Consider the following 19813-nt stretch of genomic DNA (forward strand, 5'->3'; position numbering starts at 1 on the left):
CTTTTATCTGACAAAAAGAAAAACCTGAAAATGAAACCAACTTCTTTACTTCTTTTGGCGTGCTGTTTTCTGCTAACCGGCAGCGTTCTACTGGCACAGAAAGCTTATCCAACAATGGGCAAAATCATTTATGAAGATGCCGCATTTGAGAAGCTGCTCCCCAAATCCTCAAAGATCGAAGTACTTGCATCCGGTTTTGAGTGGTCGGAAGGACCGGTTTGGAATAAAGAAGGCGGATATTTGCTGTTTTCGGACGTGCCTAAAAACACCGTTTATAAATGGGAAGAAAAATCAGGACTTTCCGTTTTTCTCAAACCTTCGGGGTATACGGGCCTGGGTGAATACAGCGATGAACCGGGAAGTAACGGACTATTTATTGACAGCAAAGGCAGGTTAATTTCCTCCGAACACGGAGATCGCCGTATTTCTGCTATGTCTTTGACTTTGGGAGGAAAAATCACGTTAAGTGATAATTATGAAGGCAAACGTTTAAACAGCCCGAATGATGTTGTTCAGCATAAAACAAATGGCAGCTACTATTTCACCGATCCACCATACGGACTTGCTAAAAAACAGGATGACCCGTCGAGAGAAGTAAAACAATTTGGTGTGTACAGAATAAGTCCGGAAGGAAAAACGACCTTGCAGATTGGAGATCTGTCCCGACCAAACGGACTTGCTTTTTCTACTGATGGAAAATTACTTTATGTAGCACAGTCGGATCCCGAGAAAGCAATCTGGATGTCTTATCCGGTTGATAATGATGGAAATATAGGCAAAGGAAAACTGCTTTACGATGCAACTGCAATGGTAAAGGCAGGTTCCGCAGGTTTACCCGATGGTTTTAAGGTTGATCAAAATGGCAATATCTGGTCGTCCGGCCCGGGAGGTTTATTGGTTATTACACCTGCTGGAAAATTACTTGGGAGAATTGAAATGGGAGAACTGACGTCCAACTGCGCCTGGGGAAATGATGGAACCGTCCTTTACCTGACTGTCGACGGTTATCTGTGCCGTATAAAGACAAATACAAAAGGAGCCGGATGGTAACCCGGCTCCGCGATCATTTTTTATCAAATCCCCTCAAATTCATTAGGGTTGATTCTACTTCACTTTTTACCCTTGGCCAATCTGATTTCCCGTTTTTGTAGATATTCGTGTACGCTTTGTAAAGCGTCAGCTGATCTGCAGTGAGTTTGTCAAGATCTCTTGAAATCATATCACGATCGTTGGCATTTGATGTCTTATATTTTTCCAAAAGCATGTTCCAACGCCGTTCGGTAATATCAAGTTCGTACAAAACAACATCCGCCATCTTGTCCATCTCAGTATACAAAGCAATGAGCTTTTGATTATAATCAACATTTCCGGAAATAACGGGAACTGAATTTTCTGTTTTGGTATCTGCTAATCTCCCATAATCCTTTCGGTATGTTTCTGAATTCCTTGTTTCTGTGGCAGAAATTACGGGGGTATATGAACTTTTCGAAACCGGCCTGCGGTAACTGCTGTCCGTCGTCGAACCCGATGAGAGATAATCACCATGTTTGCTGGTAGTCGTTGTTGCTGTACTCCTTCCGTTATCCGATTTGGAAAGAGTCCCTGACATATTTTTCACCCCTGTGCAGGAAAAACCGGCATAAACGGCAAAAACAAAAAACAGTAAATTTTTGGTTTTCATACCCTGAATGATTTAGAAATTATGTCTTAAACCGATGTTAAGATTAGGATTGAAATAGAATATCTTAGGCAATAATTCTATATAACCGCCACCTTCAACAAAAAACGAAGTTGGTTTGTTGGCAAAGAAAAATTCAAGTCCGGCGGTTGCAGAAGGTCCTGTGGAAATGTTGGTTGTGTGCACCGAATTTATGTTTCTATCAGGATAATAACGTCGCGAGTTCAACTGGACTCCTACTCCGCCGTAAGCCATCATCCGGTCGTTCAGGAAGGGAACGTACCAAAGATAGGTGCCATTAAAGGTTAGTCCGATGTTGCCCAGATCATCCTTGGAGCTCTTATACGTTTTCTTGTTTTTGAGAAAACCGGTGTAGGTACCTATTGTCAGGTCCAGCCCGTTACGATCCCCATACTTACGAAGACTGACACCGGTTGGTTCCCCAATTTTAAACCCGATTGCCCACTTTTGGGTTTGCGCACTGGCAATGAACACTGTTAGTGAGAATGCGATAATCAAAAAATATTTTTTCATAACTAAAAATAAAATGGCCAGCAAAGCCGGCAAATACAAAAATCCTGTTCTTACTGCTTTAATTAAGTTATCCGCTGATATGCAAAAAACCAACCTGGCAGCAAAGATGATAGATTAAGACAGCAAAGTATCAAATCGGTCACAACAATATTTACGTATTGCACAATCTGATCGATTACCATTGAATCAAATTGCCGTGCCTGAATTGTTTCAGGATCATTTTATTTTTAATATTGCGCCCTGATTTGAAAAGTTGCAAACTAACTATACACAAAGTGTCGCAAGGTCAAAAGAGTAAAATTTTTAATGCAAAAGATTTAATTGTTTATTTTCTTGTAGCCGGCACAGGAGCAGTAGTTCAGCTACTTTGTAGTAGTTTATTTCAGGATTGGTTTAATTTAACTTTCCAGGAATCGATTTTGCCAGCTTATGCTGCATCTTTCATTGTCGGTTTCGCATTAACAAAATTATTTGCATTTGATGCCCGGAAATCAAACCAAAGCCGCCGGGAAATGGTCAAATTTCTAATGGTAGCTGTATTTTCAGGATTTGTAACTTACATATTTTCAACTGCTGCCTATTACATTTCAAATAATTATTTCGAGAAATACATTTTTTTTATACCCTATTCCAAAAAAGATGTCAATGTCAATGACATGGTTTGTTACATCGTCGGAATGGGATTCAGCTTTATCAGCAATTATATTCTACACAAAACTTTTACCTTCAAAAGTACAGGCTTTTACAACCGGTTAAAAGTCCTGATCCGCTAAACTTAAAGCCTTTCTATTATAATCGCGGATGCTCCTCCGCCACCGTTACAGATAGACGCCAATCCATAACGTCCGTTTTTTTGATCCAAAACAGAAAGCAGTGTCGTGATAATTCGTGCCCCCGAAGCTCCCAGTGGATGCCCCAGAGAAACTGCTCCCCCAAAAACATTTACCTGGTTGTTGCTTAGCTGCAATTCTTGCATGTAGGCCAGTGCAACTACCGCAAAAGCCTCGTTTACCTCAAAGAAATCAATATCAGAGACCGACATTCCTGCTTTTTTAAGAACCTTCCGTGTGGCCAGAATCGGTGTTGTAGTAAACCAGGCAGGTTCCTGCTCAGCATCCGCATAAGCAACGATCCGTGCAATTGGTTTTGATCCCTTTTGATTAACTGTTGATGCACCTGCTAGGACCAATGCAGCAGCTCCATCGTTAATCGTCGATGCGTTGGCGGCGGTAACCGATCCATCCTTTGAAAAGACAGGTTTCAGTGATGGGATTTTCTCAAATTTTACTTTTTTGTATTCTTCATCTTCGCTGATGATTACAGGCTCTCCCCCTTTCGGTGAAGGTATTTCCACATTTACGATCTCATTTTTAAAAAATCCGTTTTCTGTTGAAAATGCACTTCTTTGATAGGATTGTATTGCAAAAGCATCCTGCTGTTCTCTGCTAATAGAATATTTGGAAGCAGTTCTGTCTCCGCAAACGCCCATTCCGATTTGGTCGTAAACATCCGTGAGGCCGTCTTTAAGCAGTCCGTCAACCAATTCTCCATTACCATATCCATAGCCGTATCGCGCTTTGGGTAGATAAAAAGGTATTTGAGACATATTCTCCATTCCGCCGGCAACAACCACTTCTGCATCGCCAAGCTGGATGGCTTGTGCGCCAAAAACAACCGCTTTCATCCCGGAAGCGCACACTTTGTTAACAGTTGTACAAATCACATCTGGCTGTAAACCCGCGTAAATCGCTGCCTGTCTGGCCGGAGCCTGGCCAAGATTTGAGGAAATAACATTCCCCATAAATACTTCCTGTACGGCCTCCCTGGGCAAGCCCGATTTTTCAACCGCACCCTGAATGGCCGTTGCACCCAGTTTGGCAGCATGAACGGATGACAGCACACCACCAAAACTTCCGATTGGCGTACGTGCAGCAGATAAAATAAAAACTTCCTCTTTCATGGTTTCTGTTTGATGAATCAATATTTCAAAGTTATATACAAGCAACAAAGGCGCAAAGAAAATCCTTGCGCCTTTGTCGAAAATCAGTGTTGAGGTTATTAAAACCCTAATTATTTATAACTCATCAGAACTTGTGGGCAAGCGTTCATATTCTCCCTTAAAAGCATAGACGCCAAAGATCATCAATCCCGCACAAATCGGAATAAAGATTAAAATGATGATTGACCATTGCAAAGTTGTGTTTGTTCTGGCGATTCCTTCTGCTGCTGCGGCTACTTTTTCAATCGCCTGCATGATCAAAAACAGGATAATAACCGGCCCCAAAACGATCCAGAGGATACCCAATATCTTTTTTAAAACATTCATATTTTTTTAAAATAAAATTTAAAACAATGAGACATTTGTAAAACCGGTCAGTCCATTACGTTTCTGTCACCACGATTATCAATATAAACGGCACCAATTATGAACGAAAGTGCCGCGATACCAATCGGATACCAAAGGCCTGAAAGCGGCGTGGAACCCGGAAAGGATGCGACCAGTGTAGCAATGAAAGGTACAAGTCCTCCAAAAACACCATTTCCGATATGGTAAGGAAGTGACATGGAAGTATAGCGTATCTGCGTGGGAAACAGCTCAACCAGAAATGCAGCAATCGGGCCGTAAACCATCGTTACCAGCAAAACCTGAAAGAATACCAGCAGAATAATAATTACATAGGTCTTGCCGGGAAGCGTCACATCCGCGATAACCGTTTTGTCTTCCGGCAGGGGAGCCAGCACATCGTCAGGAATTATTTTAACTACTGACTCTTTAAAAGTAAAACCGCTGTTTAGTGTTTTATAAGAGGTCGTGGTAATGATCGAATCTTTTTCTCCTTTCACAAGCTCACGGGTAATTTCCGGCGCAGTCGCCGTTTTCAATTCCGTTTTTTGAAATTCTTTAACATTTGTCGCATCGATAAAATACTGGTAAATGGGTCTGTAAAAGATAATTCCCAGTAACATGCCGCTAAGCATGATCCACTTACGGCCAACCTTGTCACTCCATGAACCAAACACTACAAAAAATGGCGTTGCCAAAACGATTGCCCAAAGCAAAATATACCGCGATTCGTTAAAATCAAGCTTACAGGTATTTTCCAGAAAGGACTGAGCATAAAACTGACCTGTGTACCAGATAACACCCTGCCCCATTGTTGCTCCAAAAAGCGCCAGGAGCACCATTTTAAAATTGGCTTTTTTCTGAAAACTTTCCTTTAAAGGATTAGCTGAAATTTTGCCTTCGGATTTAAGTTTTGTAAAAACAGGCGATTCATGCATTTTCATACGGATGTAAATGGATACACCCACGAGAAGGATCGACACAAGAAAAGGAATTCTCCAGCCCCAGTCTGCGAACTTCTCCGCACCGATTAAATTCTTTGTTAAAACGATGATACCGAGCGACAGAAAAAGCCCCATTGTCGCTGTTGTCTGTATCCAGCTCGTAAAAAAACCTCGCCTTCCTACCGGCGCATGTTCCGCAACATAAGTCGCTGCTCCGCCATATTCTCCGCCCAGGGCAAGTCCCTGTACCAACCTGAGTATCAAAACCAAAATTGGAGCAGCATAACCAATACTCGAGTAAGATGGTATAAGGCCGATCAGAAAAGTAGATCCGCCCATTAAAACCAGTGTTAAAAGAAATGTGTATTTTCTCCCGATTAAATCACCCAGGCGTCCAAAAACCAGTGCACCAAAAGGGCGTACAATAAAACCGGCAGCAAAAATAGCCAGGGTGTTAATCAGTGCAGAAGCGCCGGCATCGCTAGGAAACAATTGCTGACCGATAATAACTGCCAGACTACCAAAAATGTAGAAATCATACCATTCAATCAGTGTTCCCAGAGAGGATGCGGCAATGACCTGGGTAATACTTTGTGTAACGTCGTTTTTGTTTGAACTCATTAGTAAGTTAAAGGTCAGGATTTAATTCAAAGAAGTCAGATGGTTGGGCTTTGCGGTTTATGGTACCGCATTTAGCAGGATAAGGCATAATATCCATTTGAATACTCATATTTTAAAAACAAAAAAGCCCCTCAACGCTCGGTTGAAAGGCTTCCTGTTATTTTATTTCAAAAATTAAACGGTTAACCGGATGATCTTTTAATCTACATCGTCATCATCTTCGTCTTCCTCATCCGACTCTTCCTTCGAATTTCTCAGCAGGTCAGGATCATTGGCCGGCTGACGTTTCGGCTGCGTGTTCTCCGGAAAATCCGGAACTACAGGCGCTTCCAAAATAGGTTTGCTCGTATCGGCAATGGCAGGTTCTCCTCTTTCACGTATCATAGCGTATATATTTAAAAGGTTATCTACTAATTTATCTGCTGAGTTTATTTAAAGAATCGTTCCACAGGCATGACTCCCGGCAAGGATGATTTATTAGTAGGAATCGTGGAACAAATACGCACTTCGTTTCTTTAAAAGGAATAATTATCTATCTTAACAAAACAGAACGCAGCATCAAAAAGATCACTTAACCGGACTTACAGGAATCTTATGAAAACAGAACGCCGTTCAATACTAAAAAACTTATTTGCATCGATAGCCGGTGTTGCAGGGTTCGGTATTAGTTCCTCACAGGCAAAAAGTGTGGAAACGTTAACCAAAAAAGAAGTTGGCAGCATTATCAATTTCCAGGAAGTTCCTCTTTATTCCAGCCATACCAAGCTGGGGAATATGGTTTTTATTGCAGGTAAAGCGGCCAATGTTGAAGGTGACATCAAGGCTCAGGCAAAAAATGTTTTGGATGAATTAGAAAAAGAACTGAACCTGGCCGGTTCTTCGATGAAAAAGGTTTTGAAAGTAAGCGTTTTTTTAAACGATATGAAGGATTTTAAAGACCTGAACGAAGTCTACAAAGGCCGGTTCGGCGACAAACCGCCGGTTCGAACAACCATTGCAGCAAATGGCGGTATTCCAAGAAATGCGCTGGTTGAGATGGACTGTATTGCTTATATTTAATTCTAAAAACCCTCATAGACATACATGAGCATTGTTAGTTTGATTTTGAGGCAATCTTGTAAAAGAACTAATAAAAATGTGACCTAAAACTTCAAAATCCGTACAAATCCAATTTTAAGAGTCCTTTTGAACATTACTATCACACTTTCTTACAGCTTATTTTTTAATTAGAAATGGGAAAATCCGCATCATTGGGACAAGAAGAGCAAGAAAAGAAGAAAAAAGCTTCTATCTCTCAAAACATATCAGATGATTTGTTTTATGTCAAAGGACTATCTAATGAGAATACAACGAGGTGGATTTCCACAGACGTTCCTGTTGATCTTGAAAGACTGATTTTAGAATCGAAATTGTAATAGATTATTCCTCCTCCTCCACAATCAGCTGCATGTAAACCACATCCAGCCACTGGTCAAATTTGTATCCGACTTCTCTGAGATACCCTTTTTCGATAAAGCCATATTTTTTATGAAACTCAATGCTTCCACGATTTGCAGCGTCGATTGCTCCGATCATGGAATGCAGGCCTGATTCCCTGGCACGCTGAATTAAACTTCCCAAAAGTTTGCCACCCACTCCGATTCCTCTTGACTTATCGTCCAGATAAATGGAATGTTCCACACTGAACCGGTACCCGACTTTCGGGCGAAAAATATTATAGGATCCATAACCAATAACACGCTTATCATGTTCTGCAACGATAACCGGCATGCCATCGTTTATCATCTTTTCAAACCAGGCCGTTTGTTCTTCCAATGTTCTCGCATCGTAGTCATAAATGGCAGTGGTCGTAAGAATGGCATGATTAATAATTTCGAGAATTGAGGGTAAATCCTTCGGAGCAGCGTTTCTTATGATAAGATCCATTAAAAGATTAGGTCGGTTTAATCGGTGATGTTAATGTTTCAAAGTTAGCTCAAATTACCAAATCTCAAATTATAAGCTTGTTGATACCGCCAACTTTGTAGAATTTATTTTCCTTTCCCCAATTTTTCCAATAGCTTTACGGAAACTTTAGGGGTGTCCCGTATGCGGACTGAGATAATACCCTTTGAACCTGATGCAGTTAGTACTGCCGATAGGGAAAAGTAAGAGATACTGCTACTGTATCTTAATGAATCTTTCGCAAGGTCCATTCCTGAAGTTTTTCTCATAAAACAGTTTTTCAGAATGGAAATCAGCATTAATCAGCAACGTACAGAAATTCCCGAACGTTTTTCGGTCGAACAGCTTTTGTCCTTTTTGTTCACAGATTCTAAAAAAGGAATTGCCATCGCCATCAACCAGGCTATCATTCCAAAAACAGAATGGCAAGTTCGTATTCTTCATCCCGAAGATAAAATAACCCTGATCAAAGCAACTCAGGGTGGATAATCATGTTAACGACCTACAATAATTCCACAGATTTCCTACAATCCATACAGCTTACAGCCAAAGGCTAATAGCTAAAAGCCAGTACATCCATGAAAATTGAAAAGACACCCAACACCGAAGTCATTACCCGTACTCCATTTCCAAAATCGACCAAGATTTATGTAAAAGGTCAACTGCATGACATATCCGTAGCGATGCGTGAAATAGCGCTGACAGATACCAAAGTGCACGGAAAAGCTGGCCTACTTGAGAAAAATCCATCCGTTACAGTGTACGATACCAGCGGTCCATTCACAGACCCAAGCATTGATATTGATGTAAAAAAGGGACTCGAACCGTTAAGAACCTCCTGGATTTTAAACCGCGGCGATGTTGAACAACTGAAATCGATTTCTTCTGAATATGGTACAAAAAGAAAAAATGACAAGAGCCTTGACTCGTTGAGATTTGCACATATCAGTAAACCATTTCGAGCCAAAGCAGGCCAGAATGTTTCTCAACTGCATTATGCAAAAAAGGGAATTATTACGGCGGAAATGGAATACATCGCGATCCGCGAGAATCAGCGGATTGAAGAACAGATCAAGGAATTAAACGGCAAAGCCAATACACTTTGCCACCAGCATGCCGGAAATAGCTTTGGAGCAAACACGCCAAAAAATCTGATTACACCGGAGCTTGTGCGGGCGGAAGTTGCTGCCGGAAGGGCGGTTATTCCGGTAAATATCAACCACCCGGAAAGTGAACCGATGATCATCGGCCGGAATTTCCTCGTAAAAATCAATGCCAATATTGGTAATTCTGCTGTTTCTTCGAGCATTGAAGAAGAAGTGGAAAAGGCTGTGTGGGCTTGTCGCTGGGGTGCGGACACAATTATGGATCTCTCTACAGGAAAAAACATTCATGAAACCCGCGAGTGGATTATCCGCAATTCTCCGGTTCCAATCGGCACCGTACCGATTTATCAGGCTTTGGAGAAAGTGAACGGAAAAGCCGAAGATCTGACCTGGGAATTATTCCGGGATACTTTAATCGAACAAGCGGAGCAAGGCGTCGATTACTTCACAATTCACGCAGGCGTTTTACTGAGATATATTCCGCTGACTGCAAAACGACTTACCGGAATTGTTTCCCGAGGTGGTTCGATAATGGCAAAATGGTGTCTGGCGCATCATAAGGAAAACTTTCTTTACACGCATTTTGAGGAAATCTGCGAGATCATGAAAGCCTATGATGTTGCATTTTCGCTGGGCGACGGTTTACGTCCGGGATGCATCGCGGATGCCAATGATGCTGCACAATTTTCAGAACTGGAAACGCTGGGTGAGCTGACAAAAATTGCCTGGAAACACGATGTGCAAACCATCATTGAAGGCCCCGGTCATGTACCGATGCATTTGATCAAAGAAAATATGGAGAAGCAGTTAGAACATTGTCATGAGGCTCCGTTTTACACTTTGGGACCATTAACAACCGACATAGCTCCTGGTTACGACCACATCACTTCGGCCATCGGAGCGGCAATGATCGGCTGGTTTGGAACAGCGATGCTTTGTTACGTTACCCCAAAAGAACACCTTGGATTGCCCAATAAAAAAGATGTAAAAGACGGCGTGATCACTTACAAAATCGCTGCCCACGCAGCGGATCTGGCGAAAGGGCACCCGGGTGCGCAGTACCGCGACAATGCATTAAGTAAAGCCCGCTTCGAATTTCGTTGGGAAGATCAGTTTAATCTTTCACTGGATCCCGACACTGCAAAAGAGTTTCACGATGAAACTTTGCCAGCCGAAGGTGCTAAAATCGCTCACTTCTGTTCCATGTGCGGGCCTAATTTCTGCTCGATGAAAATCACACAGGATGTACGTGATTATGCTCAGGAAAACGGTTTGATGGAAGAGGTTGTGCTGGAAAAAGGCATGTTGGAAAAGGCCAGAGAATTTGCTAACAAGGGCAGCGAAATCTATTTATAATGAAACTATTAGCCATATCCAATCCTGAATTTATCCCTGACGAGGCTGCACTAATCAACAGTCTTTTCAGGGAAGGATTGGTGTGTTTACATATACGGAAACCGGAAAGTAGAGAGGATAATTTTGCCAATTTATTATCTCAAATTGAGCCTGATTTTCTGGGAAAAATAGCGATTCATCAGCATCATAACCTTACGGAAGAAGTTGGAGTCAAGGGACTTCATTTTACCGAGAAAAACAGAAAAATGGCTGATCCTGAAATGCTCAAAACCTTGAAATCTCGCAACTTTCTTCTAAGCACGTCGATCCATGATTTAGCCGAAATGGATAATCTTTCGCCTCATTTTGACTATACGTTTTTCGGGCCGGTGTTTAACAGCATTTCAAAAACGGGTTATTCAAGGGTTATTCAGGACGATTTCTTTTTGAAGGATAATTTAAAAAAAGTACAGGTAATCGCTCTGGGTGGTATTGATCATACAAATCTGGATCAGATAAAGAAAATGAATTTTGACGGAGCGGCTATCTTGGGAGCACTCTGGAAAAATCCGATTAATGTAATTTCCAGTTTTCGCCAGACTTCCCAAGTCTTGAAGACTTGTGAAGTCTGATCAGCCGTTGACAGATTTGGCCTCAAGCCCTGTAAAGGCGTAATATCTCAACCCAGGGTTTCTACCCTGGGTCATACATAATCAATCAATAATGATCGATAAACTCCAGTTCATATCAAACCAAAAAAAAGGCCTCACACATCCCGATAGCATCAAAATTGCACTGGATGCCGGTTGTCGATGGATCCAACTCCGTATTAAAGATCAACCCTACGAATCCGTTCTAAAAACGGCCATCGAAGCGAATAATCTGTGTGAGAATTACCAGGCAAAACTCATTATCAACGACTTCCCGTTTATTGCAAAAGAAATTGGTGCCTATGGCTTACACCTTGGGTTAAACGACATGCCTATATCTTCTGCAAGAGAAATTGTCGGTACAAAAATGGTCATTGGCGGGACTGCAAATACACTGGAAAATATTCTGGATCGAATCAAAGAAGGTGCCGATTATGTCGGTCTTGGCCCTTTCCGTTTTACATCGACCAAACCAAACCTGAGTCCGATCCTGGGTTTGGAAGGATACAGTAATTTGACAAAATCACTTAAAAATCTGAAACATACAATTCCACTGATCGCAATTGGCGGAATTACTCAGGAAGATATTCCTGAAATTATCGAAACCGGCATGTATGGAATCGCGATTTCCGGGTCGATAATTAATGCTGCAAATCCCGGAAATGTGGTTCACAAAATCAATAAAATATTATGTTAAAAATCGCTGATAAAGACTTTTCCTCACGCCTGTTTACGGGGACGGGGAAATTCAGTTCATCAAAGTTAATGGAAGAAGCCTTGCTTGCTTCAGGTTCAGAACTCGTAACCGTTGCACTTCGCCGTGTTGATATGAACAGCCAGGACGACGACATTCTTCTGCATTTGAACCATCCAAAAATAAATCTGTTACCAAATACTTCCGGCGTCCGAACGGCAAAAGAGGCCGTTTTTGCTGCACAGCTGGCAAGAGAAGCACTGGAAACAAACTGGCTTAAGCTGGAAATTCATCCGGATCCGAAATACCTGATGCCCGACCCGATTGAAACTTTACTGGCAACGGAAGAACTGGCAAAATTGGGTTTTATAATTCTGCCTTATATTCATGCAGATCCCGTGTTATGCAGGCGATTGGAAAATGCAGGAGCCTCTGCCGTAATGCCGCTCGGTTCGCCGATCGGGAGTAACAAGGGTTTAAAAACCATTGATTTTCTGGAAATCATCATTGAACAAAGCAACGTTCCCGTGATTGTCGATGCCGGAATTGGCTCGCCTTCCGATGCTGCAAAAGCAATGGAAATCGGGGCTGATGCTGTTTTGGTGAACACGGCTATTGCTGTCGCAGGCAACCCTGTTCAAATGGCAATTGCTTTTAAAATGGCCGTCGAAGCCGGGCGGATGGCTTACAAAGCCAGACTTGCACAAAAGGGAAATTTCGCCGTTGCGAGCAGCCCGTTAACCGCTTTTTTAGATGAAGAATTTTAAAGATTTATTCGAATCATATAGCTGGGCCGAGGTTAAGGAAAGTATTTATTCCAAAACAAAAACAGATGTGGAATATGCATTGCATTCTTCCAGACGCACTTTGGAAGATTTTAAAGCACTTGTCTCTCCGACCGCCGCAAAGTATCTGGAGCCTATGGCCCAGCTTAGTCAGGAATTGACACAAAGGCGGTTTGGGAAAATTATCCAGCTCTATATTCCTCTGTATCTTTCCAATGAGTGCACCAATATTTGTACCTATTGCGGATTTAGTCTGGATAATAAAGTGCGTCGAAAAACACTTTCGGATGATGAGATTTTAAAAGAAGTTGCGGTAATTAAGGAGCTTGGTTATGAGCATGTTTTGCTCGTTACTGGTGAAGCGAACCAAACGGTGCATGTTGAATATTTCAAAAGGGTGCTGAAATTAATCCGTCCTTATTTCGCTCAGGTTTCCATGGAAGTTCAGCCACTGGATACCGAAGAATACACCGAATTAATTCCGCTTGGCCTAACTTCTGTTTTAATTTATCAGGAAACTTATCACAAAGAAGATTACAAAAAGCATCATCCCAAAGGAAAAAAATCTAACTTTAATTACCGTTTGGAAACGCCGGACAGATTAGGTCAGGCAGGTATTCATAAAATGGGATTGGGTGTTCTAATAGGACTGGAAGATTGGCGAACGGATAGTTTTTTTACCGCGCTGCATCTTAATTATCTTGAAAAAACATACTGGCAAACGCGTTATAGTTTGTCATTTCCCAGGCTACGCCCCTTTTCCGGCGGCTTGGAACCAAAAGTAGAAATGAATGACCGCGAACTGGTGCAACTCATTTGTGCCTATCGTTTGTTTAATGAGGAAGTGGAGATTTCATTGTCAACACGGGAATCTGAAAAATTCAGAAATCATTGTATACAGCTCGGAATCACGTCAATAAGTGCTGGTTCAAAGACGAACCCGGGTGGTTATGCCGTTGAGCCGGAGTCTTTGGAACAGTTCGAAATATCAGACGAACGAAGCCCGGAGGCAATTGCGACGATGATCAGGTCAAAGGGATATGAGCCTGTTTGGAAAGACTGGGATCGAGTGATGCAATGTTAATGATAGAATGAGTGAATGATAAAATTGGGTGAGGAGTTTGAAATTTAAGCAGCAGAGCTGCGAAATATTTGTAGAAACCAAGTCGCCACTTTGAAGATTAGGTGCAGCGCACAGAAATAGATATCAGTGGAACCAATAGAACGAAAAAGATATAGCCGACAGATAATTCTTCCGGAAATGGGTATGGCGGGTCAGGAAAAACTGAAAGCTGCGAAGGTCCTTGTGATTGGCGCGGGTGGTTTGGGCTGTCCTGTTTTGCAGTATCTCGTTGCAGCCGGAGTTGGAACGATTGGCATTGTGGATGACGATACGGTAGATGTTACCAATCTACATCGTCAGATTTTATATTCTGCGGATGACCTGGGCAAGGGAAAAGCAGAAACGGCAGTCCAGAAACTGACAGTCATGAATCCTTATGTCAATCTGAAAGCTATTGCAGTTCGGTTGGATGAATCGAACGCTGCCGAAATTATTGCCGGTTACGATCTCGTAATTGATGGCTCGGATAATTTCCCGACCCGTTATCTTGCCAATGATGTTTGTGTTGGGTTAAATAAGCCGCTTGTTTTTGGTTCGATTTTACGTTTTGAAGGACAGGTTTCTGTTTTTAACTACAAGGGCGGACCAACTTATCGCTGTCTTTTTCCCGAAGCGGAAGAAGGAGATAATTGTGAAGTTGCCGGTGTGATCGGAATTTTGCCGGGAATTATCGGCACCTATATGGCCAATGAAACAATTAAAATTATCTGCGATATTGGTGAAGTACTTTCCGGTAAGTTACTGATTTTAAATGCGCTTGGTAACACAAACAATATTTTCAGTTTCAGCAGATCTTCTGATTTTCCTGTACAAGAAAATCTTAACATTGAAACAGGTATTGAGGAAAATGTAAAAAGGCAAACGAACGAAATGCCTTTCGAAGATCTGGAAAATCTCCTGGAATCGGGGGACGAAAATGTGTTTCTGATTGATGTCCGGGAAAATTATGAGTTTGAAGAGGACTTTATTGGCGGCATCAACATACCGTTACCCGAACTCCCGGAAAACCTGCATACCATGCCCGCCGACAAAACGGTTGTTTTTTATTGTCATAGCGGAAAGAGAAGTAAGCTGGCCACAGATCTGCTAATCAAAAGTGGATTTACAGGAAAAAGTTACTGGGCTAAAAATAACATGAGTCATTAAAATTAACTCTAAATAAATAATTGTCTAATTGACAGTAAATACACCAAAGTTGCTGCTTTGCGGTTAAGCCGATGGCCATTTCGTTTCATCGGCTTTTTACAATCTCAATAGCTTTTCTTATGCGTGTTTCCAAATCAGTATGCCGGTGGAGTTTATTTTCAGCCTGTATTTGCATATTCCTTCTTGTTTCTTCCCAAAAAACAATAGCTCAGACGGAAACAAAACCAATTTCCATCGAGGTTGATCTAAACAAAGAAAAAGGTGAATTGAAGCCGATTTGGGCATGGTTTGGTTACGACGAGCCAAACTATACCTACATGAAGGACGGCAAAAAACTGCTGACAGAAATATCCCAACTTAGTAAAGTGCCTGTTTATGTGCGTGTGCATAGTTTGCTTGTCACCGGTGACGGCGTTGCCGCTCTGAAATGGGGATCAACCAATGCATATACTGAAGATGCAAATGGAAAACCGGTTTATAACTGGACCATCGTAGACAAGATTTTCGATACATTTATTGAGCGTGGTATGAAACCCATTGCGCAAATCGGGTTTATGCCGGAAGCTTTGTCATCCAAACCGCAACCTTACCGGCACTTCTGGAAACCTGGCGACAACTATAATGATATTTATACCGGCTGGGCTTACCCTCCAAAAGATTATGAAAAATTTGGTGAGCTGGTCTACCAATGGGTAAAACATTCGGTTGAAAAATATGGCAAAAAAGAAGTCGAAAGCTGGTATTGGGAACTCTGGAACGAGCCTAACATTGGCTATTGGAAGGGTACCACAGAAGAATATATCAAGATGTATGATTATTCAGCCGATGCAGTAAAACGGGCATTACCAACAGCCAGAATCGGCGGACCGGAAGTGACCGGACCAAACTGGGAAGACGCAGCAATTTTCCTGAAAACTTTTCTTGATCATGTAACAAAAGGGAAAAATTACAAAACCGGCAAAATTGGTTCTCCGCTTGATTTTATAACCTATCACGCCAAAGGTGCTCCTAAACTGGTCGATGGAATCGTTCGGATGGATATGGGCGCTCAGTTGCGGGATATCGACAAGGGTTTTGAAATTGTGGCTTCTTATCCTACCCTGAAAAAGTTACCGATTATCATCGGTGAATCGGATCCCGAAGGCTGTGCTGCATGCTCCGAAGATTTAAGTCCGCAGAATGCCTATCGCAACGGAACCATGTACTCAAGTTATACAGCTGCATCCTTTGCGAGAAAGTTTGATCTTGCTGCTTCACGGGGCGTAAATTTACTCGGAGCCGTTACCTGGGCGTTTGAATTCGAAGACCAGGCCTGGTTCCGCGGGTTCAGGGACCTCGCTACCAACGGGGTTGACAAACCGGTATTAAACGTTTTCAGGATGTTTGGTATGATGCAGGGGAACCGTGTGGACGTAAAACAAAATCTGGCATACGACTATCTGAAAGTACGCGATGGAAGCGTCCGTGGTGAACCGGATGTGAATGCACTTGCATCTAAAAGTGAAAAATCGGCAGCTGTGATGGTTTGGAATTACCATGATGATAACAAACCTGCAACGGATGCACCCGTCAAAGTGGATTTAAAAGGAATTACCGCTTCCAGAGTTTTCGTACAGCATTACCGGATTGACCAAAAGTTCAGCAATTCCTATGAAGTATGGAAGAAAATGGGATCACCCAAAACACCTACAGAAGAGCAAATTTCTATCTTGGAAAAAGCCGGACAGTTACAGCTTCTGACATTTCCGGAATGGATAAATGTTAAAAACGGAACCTTGGAAATGCAGTTCCCGCTTCCCCGTCAGGCTGTTTCATTTTTGAAAATTTCCTGGTAAAATTCCGTCAACCAGATGGCAAATAATTATTAATTTCAGATTAATTTAACTCTATCAATTTGGTAGAGTTAATAGTTTTAGTAGTTTTGCAACAGACTTCGTCCACGCCGAACTATTTAATACCAATTATAATGTTACAAAAAGTCCTCGCTCTAAAACTTCCGACCAAACCTGTCTGGTATATTTTGCCTCTTGGTGCGCTTGTTTTACTTATTGGTATTTTGTTTTTAAACAGCACATTCGTAATTGATCAGCCTGGATTTCAGTCCTTTCTGGAAAGTGATTTTGCTTTATATTTATTGATCGGACTGGCCGCTCAACTTGTGGATGGCGCGCTGGGAATGGCTTATGGTGTGACATGTACCTCTTTTTTGCTAAGCATGGGCGTTACGCCAGCAATTAGCAGCGCAAGTGTTCACGTGGCCGAAATGTTCACAACCGGGGCTTCGGCGATTTCTCATTTCCGTTTTAAAAACATCAATAAAAAATTATTCAAAAGTCTGCTGATACCGGGTGTACTTGGCGCTGTCACAGGCGCTTACCTTCTTTCGGATGTTATTGATGGAAACGTGATCAAACCTTTCATGGCATTTTACATGCTTATACTGGGACTGATCATAATCAGAAAAGCGATTCAGAAAAGTTTTGTAAAAAACAAAACCAAAAGAATTGGCCTCCTGGCTGCAACCGGTGGTTTTCTTGATTCAATTGGCGGCGGTGGCTGGGGACCTATTGTTACTTCCACCTTGCTGGGACAAGGACGCGATCCGCGTTATACTATCGGTTCGGTAAACGCTGCTGAGTTTGGAATCACATTTGCAAGCGGTATCACTTTCCTAATTTTTCATGGTGTGAACAGTTGGCAGGTCGTTCTTGGCCTGATCGTTGGCGGTGTTATCGCAGCTCCGGTTGGCGCTTTGGTGGTTGGAAAAATTAAAAGAAAACCATTGATGCTTACTGTTGGTATACTGGTTATCCTTTTGAGCTCTCGTACTATTCTGCAAAGTCTCGGTTTAATTTGATAGTTTTCTTTGCCTTCTTTGACCCAATCTAATTCATTAGCTTTGCACAAATTTTACTTTGCAACATGCTCACTGATTTCGGTTACATCCTACTCTTCATCATTGCCGGCATTGCCTTTATTGGATTAATGCTAACCATTGCCGGGTTTCTTCGACCGAGCCGTCCAAATGAAGAAAAACTTTCTACTTACGAATCAGGTGAAGATCCATCCGGGAATGCAAACATTCAGTTTAATGTTCGGTTTTACGTTGTAGCATTAATTTTTGTTTTATTTGAAATAGAACTTCTCTTTCTCTTTCCCTGGGCTGTAGTTTTTGGAAATGAAGACCTTATAGCCCAAACCAACGGCCAATGGGGATGGTTTGCACTGGCTGAAATGACTGTTTTTGTGGGCATACTTGTCCTGGGACTCGCTTACGCCTGGGCAAAAGGATATCTGGAATGGGTTCGCCCCCAGCCACAGATCCCGGAAGTAAAATCCCCTGTTCCTGCCGGGTTGTATGACCAGGTGAATGAAAAATACAAGAGAAATAAAGGCTGAAATAACTCATAAAAAAGGCTTTTCTTTCGAAAAGCCTCAGTTGTATTTTACTTTTATCAGTGCATTCTGCCCCACATCCGGTGTGTACTTTTTGGAAAGAAAACCAGGCCAAGCTGTGCATAAAGCTGGTTCGGCTTGAACGACGCAAGATCGGTTACCTTCACATCGTCGCCGCGCCATCTCCCCATTCTGAAAACAGGTAAATGATAACTTCCTTTCGCACTGATATACACTTTGTCATAAACCTTGGGAAAAAGATTCATCTTATAATCCACACCAACTCCGGCATGCAGATTAAAACTGCCATTGTGCAGCTTTACAGATCTGTAATCGTTTGGATTTTGTACTACCTGATTCAAACTTGCAGACTGGTTGTTTTTTACTTTTAACTGATATAACATCAGGTCCCATCCAATTGGGATCAGCACATTCCAATGTGTGGAATTCACAAATTTTGGACTTGCATCCACACCAATTCCGATCCCCCTGAACATTCCCTTTCTTACATTATCGTCATCGCCGTGTTTTGTGCTGTTCATCAGGATCAAACGGTTTTCAAAATAAAACTTTTCCGTTTCTATTCTTTTGGCAAGAACAATAGATGCCATAACCGGCTCAAACGGCTTGATATTCAAAGCCTTCATTTGTTCCCGAATAGATTTAAAACTGCTGTTTGACAACACACCAAGTTCTGCATAAATTGCCATTCCGGAACTGAATTTCTTAACTGATGAAGTAGTGTCCATGTCGGACTGCGCATTGACTCTGGAAAAAACAGTAATAAAAAGTAAGCCTAATAGTAAGTTGTTTTTCATAACGTAATGTGTTGAAGTATTTGTAATCTGTTAAAATTGCGAGCCCGTTTCTGGCCATTTATAATTACTTTTGCTTAGAAACAGATTAGCCTTAATGAGCAATTATTATACCAGCGCTAATCACCGAAAGTAACAAACAGATGAGTGAAAGAATTAAAACCGGTGACGGTGGCATTATATTAACCAATGCAGAAGACCTGATGAACTGGGCAAGGCTATCTTCTTTGTGGCCAATGGGTTTCGGACTGGCTTGCTGTGCGATTGAAATGATGGCTTCCTATGCTTCTCATTATGATCTGGAACGTTTCGGAATATTTCCCCGCCCTTCTCCAAGGCATTCTGATGTAATGATCGTCGCGGGAACGGTTACCTTTAAAATGGCCGACCGTATACGGAGACTTTACGAACAAATGCCCGAACCGCGTTACGTAATCTCAATGGGGAGCTGCTCCAATTGCGGAGGGCCTTACTGGGAACACGGATATCATGTGGTTAAAGGTGTGGACCGGATCATCCCTGTGGATGTGTATGTACCTGGCTGTCCGCCAAGACCCGAAGCACTGATCGGCGGCTTTATGAAGCTGCAGGAAAAGATCAGGGGCGAACATCCGCTTGCACCGGAATTATTTTTAGAAATGGAATCAAACCTGGCAGCTGAACCCAGCTGAACGGTGATCCGTTTTAACTCACAATTC

23 protein-coding genes and 1 riboswitch are annotated in these 19813 nt (G+C 42.1%); of the genes, 15 read left to right on the plus strand and 8 right to left on the minus strand.

What is annotated here, in order from left to right:
• The first annotated feature begins 30 nt into the window (after positions 1-30).
• Positions 31-1050 (plus strand): SMP-30/gluconolactonase/LRE family protein, encoded by a 1020-nt coding sequence (locus E0F88_RS01250; RefSeq protein WP_165939984.1) that lies wholly within the window; start codon positions 31-33, stop codon positions 1048-1050.
• Positions 1051-1063: 13 nt separating this feature from the next.
• Here the strand turns inward: E0F88_RS01250 and E0F88_RS01255 are convergent, their stop codons facing one another.
• On the minus strand, positions 1064-1681 hold the full coding sequence (locus E0F88_RS01255) for a hypothetical protein (protein WP_131955880.1): 618 nt from the start codon (positions 1679-1681) through the stop codon (positions 1064-1066).
• 12 nt (positions 1682-1693) lie between these two features.
• Positions 1694-2212 (minus strand): hypothetical protein, encoded by a 519-nt coding sequence (locus E0F88_RS01260; protein WP_131955882.1) that lies wholly within the window; start codon positions 2210-2212, stop codon positions 1694-1696.
• Between the two features lie 275 nt (positions 2213-2487).
• On the opposite strand from E0F88_RS01260, the gene E0F88_RS01265 reads away from it, so the two are divergent.
• A complete protein-coding gene (locus E0F88_RS01265) occupies positions 2488-2985 on the plus strand; it encodes a GtrA family protein (RefSeq protein WP_131955884.1) in 498 nt (165 codons plus the stop codon).
• A gap of 2 nt (positions 2986-2987) precedes the next feature.
• On the opposite strand, the gene E0F88_RS01270 is transcribed toward E0F88_RS01265, so the two are convergent.
• The 4 genes from E0F88_RS01270 to E0F88_RS01285 all read right to left on the minus strand — a co-directional run bounded on the left by E0F88_RS01270 (position 2988) and on the right by E0F88_RS01285 (position 6505).
• Complete coding sequence (locus tag E0F88_RS01270; RefSeq protein WP_131955886.1) at positions 2988-4172, minus strand: acetyl-CoA C-acyltransferase; 1185 nt, start codon at positions 4170-4172, stop codon at positions 2988-2990.
• Positions 4173-4286: 114 nt separating this feature from the next.
• On the minus strand, positions 4287-4538 hold the full coding sequence (locus E0F88_RS01275) for a DUF6814 family protein (RefSeq protein WP_131955888.1): 252 nt from the start codon (positions 4536-4538) through the stop codon (positions 4287-4289).
• Positions 4539-4585: 47 nt separating this feature from the next.
• Positions 4586-6121: an MFS transporter gene (locus E0F88_RS01280; protein WP_131955890.1), complete on the minus strand. Its 1536-nt coding sequence runs from the start codon at positions 6119-6121 to the stop codon at positions 4586-4588.
• A gap of 198 nt (positions 6122-6319) precedes the next feature.
• Positions 6320-6505, minus strand: a complete 186-nt coding sequence (locus tag E0F88_RS01285; protein WP_131955892.1) for a hypothetical protein — start codon at positions 6503-6505, stop codon at positions 6320-6322.
• A gap of 210 nt (positions 6506-6715) precedes the next feature.
• Here E0F88_RS01285 and E0F88_RS01290 point away from each other — a divergent pair, with 210 nt between their 5' ends.
• Together E0F88_RS01290 and E0F88_RS01295 are read left to right on the plus strand one after the other, a co-directional pair.
• The gene (locus E0F88_RS01290) at positions 6716-7180 is read left to right on the plus strand and encodes a RidA family protein (RefSeq protein ID WP_131955894.1); all 465 of its coding nucleotides are present in this window, start codon (positions 6716-6718) and stop codon (positions 7178-7180) included.
• Positions 7181-7353: 173 nt separating this feature from the next.
• Complete coding sequence (locus tag E0F88_RS01295) at positions 7354-7536, plus strand: hypothetical protein (RefSeq protein ID WP_131955896.1); 183 nt, start codon at positions 7354-7356, stop codon at positions 7534-7536.
• A gap of 4 nt (positions 7537-7540) precedes the next feature.
• On the opposite strand, the gene E0F88_RS01300 is transcribed toward E0F88_RS01295, so the two are convergent.
• A complete protein-coding gene (locus E0F88_RS01300) occupies positions 7541-8047 on the minus strand; it encodes a GNAT family N-acetyltransferase (RefSeq protein WP_131955898.1) in 507 nt (168 codons plus the stop codon).
• A 139-nt stretch (positions 8048-8186) separates the two neighbouring features.
• Positions 8187-8282: riboswitch (TPP riboswitch) on the plus strand.
• 68 nt (positions 8283-8350) lie between these two features.
• Between E0F88_RS01300 and thiS the strand changes: the two genes are divergently transcribed.
• From thiS to E0F88_RS01350, 10 genes are all read left to right on the plus strand, one after another.
• Complete coding sequence (thiS, locus tag E0F88_RS01305; protein ID WP_131955900.1) at positions 8351-8554, plus strand: sulfur carrier protein ThiS; 204 nt, start codon at positions 8351-8353, stop codon at positions 8552-8554.
• 89 nt (positions 8555-8643) lie between these two features.
• Entirely contained in the window at positions 8644-10527 is a 1884-nt protein-coding gene (gene thiC, locus E0F88_RS01310; RefSeq protein WP_131955902.1) for a phosphomethylpyrimidine synthase ThiC, read from the plus strand.
• Entirely contained in the window at positions 10527-11138 is a 612-nt protein-coding gene (locus E0F88_RS01315) for a thiamine phosphate synthase (RefSeq protein WP_131955904.1), read from the plus strand. Before thiC ends, E0F88_RS01315 begins: the two co-directional genes overlap by 1 nt.
• A gap of 91 nt (positions 11139-11229) precedes the next feature.
• Entirely contained in the window at positions 11230-11853 is a 624-nt protein-coding gene (locus E0F88_RS01320) for a thiamine phosphate synthase (protein ID WP_220466206.1), read from the plus strand.
• Positions 11847-12617, plus strand: a complete 771-nt coding sequence (locus E0F88_RS01325) for a thiazole synthase (protein WP_131955906.1) — start codon at positions 11847-11849, stop codon at positions 12615-12617. The genes E0F88_RS01320 and E0F88_RS01325 overlap by 7 nt, the downstream gene beginning before the upstream one ends.
• Positions 12604-13719: a 2-iminoacetate synthase ThiH gene (gene thiH, locus E0F88_RS01330; protein ID WP_131955908.1), complete on the plus strand. Its 1116-nt coding sequence runs from the start codon at positions 12604-12606 to the stop codon at positions 13717-13719. Before E0F88_RS01325 ends, thiH begins: the two co-directional genes overlap by 14 nt.
• Before the next feature lie 126 nt (positions 13720-13845).
• On the plus strand, positions 13846-14904 hold the full coding sequence (gene moeB / locus E0F88_RS01335) for a HesA/MoeB/ThiF family protein (protein ID WP_131955909.1): 1059 nt from the start codon (positions 13846-13848) through the stop codon (positions 14902-14904).
• 119 nt (positions 14905-15023) lie between these two features.
• Positions 15024-16739: a GH39 family glycosyl hydrolase gene (locus E0F88_RS01340; protein ID WP_131955910.1), complete on the plus strand. Its 1716-nt coding sequence runs from the start codon at positions 15024-15026 to the stop codon at positions 16737-16739.
• Between the two features lie 131 nt (positions 16740-16870).
• Positions 16871-17761: a sulfite exporter TauE/SafE family protein gene (locus tag E0F88_RS01345; protein WP_131955911.1), complete on the plus strand. Its 891-nt coding sequence runs from the start codon at positions 16871-16873 to the stop codon at positions 17759-17761.
• A gap of 65 nt (positions 17762-17826) precedes the next feature.
• Positions 17827-18303 (plus strand): NADH-quinone oxidoreductase subunit A, encoded by a 477-nt coding sequence (locus E0F88_RS01350; protein ID WP_131955912.1) that lies wholly within the window; start codon positions 17827-17829, stop codon positions 18301-18303.
• A gap of 56 nt (positions 18304-18359) precedes the next feature.
• Here the strand turns inward: E0F88_RS01350 and E0F88_RS01355 are convergent, their stop codons facing one another.
• On the minus strand, positions 18360-19118 hold the full coding sequence (locus E0F88_RS01355) for a hypothetical protein (RefSeq protein ID WP_131955913.1): 759 nt from the start codon (positions 19116-19118) through the stop codon (positions 18360-18362).
• A 140-nt stretch (positions 19119-19258) separates the two neighbouring features.
• Between E0F88_RS01355 and nuoB the strand changes: the two genes are divergently transcribed.
• Positions 19259-19786 (plus strand): NADH-quinone oxidoreductase subunit NuoB, encoded by a 528-nt coding sequence (nuoB, locus tag E0F88_RS01360; protein ID WP_131955914.1) that lies wholly within the window; start codon positions 19259-19261, stop codon positions 19784-19786.
• Positions 19787-19813 lie beyond the last annotated feature (27 nt).

The sequence above is a fragment of the Dyadobacter psychrotolerans genome (genome assembly GCF_004349265.1).
Lineage (GTDB): Bacteria > Bacteroidota > Bacteroidia > Cytophagales > Spirosomataceae > Dyadobacter > Dyadobacter psychrotolerans.

What these genes read in the sequence shown, in the direction of transcription:
- E0F88_RS01340 (WP_131955910.1), top strand. Translation starts at nt 15,024, where the DNA reads ATGCGTGTTTCCAAATCAGTATGCCGGTGGAGTTTATTTTCAGCCTGT.
- thiH (WP_131955908.1), top strand. Translation starts at nt 12,604, where the DNA reads ATGAAGAATTTTAAAGATTTATTCGAATCATATAGCTGGGCCGAGGTT.
- E0F88_RS01255 (WP_131955880.1), bottom strand. Translation starts at nt 1,681, where the DNA reads ATGAAAACCAAAAATTTACTGTTTTTTGTTTTTGCCGTTTATGCCGGT.
- E0F88_RS01300 (WP_131955898.1), bottom strand. Translation starts at nt 8,047, where the DNA reads ATGGATCTTATCATAAGAAACGCTGCTCCGAAGGATTTACCCTCAATT.
- E0F88_RS01325 (WP_131955906.1), top strand. Translation starts at nt 11,847, where the DNA reads ATGTTAAAAATCGCTGATAAAGACTTTTCCTCACGCCTGTTTACGGGG.
- E0F88_RS01290 (WP_131955894.1), top strand. Translation starts at nt 6,716, where the DNA reads ATGAAAACAGAACGCCGTTCAATACTAAAAAACTTATTTGCATCGATA.
- E0F88_RS01345 (WP_131955911.1), top strand. Translation starts at nt 16,871, where the DNA reads ATGTTACAAAAAGTCCTCGCTCTAAAACTTCCGACCAAACCTGTCTGG.
- E0F88_RS01315 (WP_131955904.1), top strand. Translation starts at nt 10,527, where the DNA reads ATGAAACTATTAGCCATATCCAATCCTGAATTTATCCCTGACGAGGCT.
- E0F88_RS01295 (WP_131955896.1), top strand. Translation starts at nt 7,354, where the DNA reads ATGGGAAAATCCGCATCATTGGGACAAGAAGAGCAAGAAAAGAAGAAA.
- nuoB (WP_131955914.1), top strand. Translation starts at nt 19,259, where the DNA reads ATGAGTGAAAGAATTAAAACCGGTGACGGTGGCATTATATTAACCAAT.
- thiC (WP_131955902.1), top strand. Translation starts at nt 8,644, where the DNA reads ATGAAAATTGAAAAGACACCCAACACCGAAGTCATTACCCGTACTCCA.
- thiS (WP_131955900.1), top strand. Translation starts at nt 8,351, where the DNA reads ATGGAAATCAGCATTAATCAGCAACGTACAGAAATTCCCGAACGTTTT.
- E0F88_RS01320 (WP_220466206.1), top strand. Translation starts at nt 11,230, where the DNA reads ATGATCGATAAACTCCAGTTCATATCAAACCAAAAAAAAGGCCTCACA.
- E0F88_RS01270 (WP_131955886.1), bottom strand. Translation starts at nt 4,172, where the DNA reads ATGAAAGAGGAAGTTTTTATTTTATCTGCTGCACGTACGCCAATCGGA.
- E0F88_RS01260 (WP_131955882.1), bottom strand. Translation starts at nt 2,212, where the DNA reads ATGAAAAAATATTTTTTGATTATCGCATTCTCACTAACAGTGTTCATT.
- E0F88_RS01250 (WP_165939984.1), top strand. Translation starts at nt 31, where the DNA reads ATGAAACCAACTTCTTTACTTCTTTTGGCGTGCTGTTTTCTGCTAACC.
- E0F88_RS01275 (WP_131955888.1), bottom strand. Translation starts at nt 4,538, where the DNA reads ATGAATGTTTTAAAAAAGATATTGGGTATCCTCTGGATCGTTTTGGGG.
- E0F88_RS01355 (WP_131955913.1), bottom strand. Translation starts at nt 19,118, where the DNA reads ATGAAAAACAACTTACTATTAGGCTTACTTTTTATTACTGTTTTTTCC.
- E0F88_RS01350 (WP_131955912.1), top strand. Translation starts at nt 17,827, where the DNA reads ATGCTCACTGATTTCGGTTACATCCTACTCTTCATCATTGCCGGCATT.
- E0F88_RS01280 (WP_131955890.1), bottom strand. Translation starts at nt 6,121, where the DNA reads ATGAGTTCAAACAAAAACGACGTTACACAAAGTATTACCCAGGTCATT.
- E0F88_RS01285 (WP_131955892.1), bottom strand. Translation starts at nt 6,505, where the DNA reads ATGATACGTGAAAGAGGAGAACCTGCCATTGCCGATACGAGCAAACCT.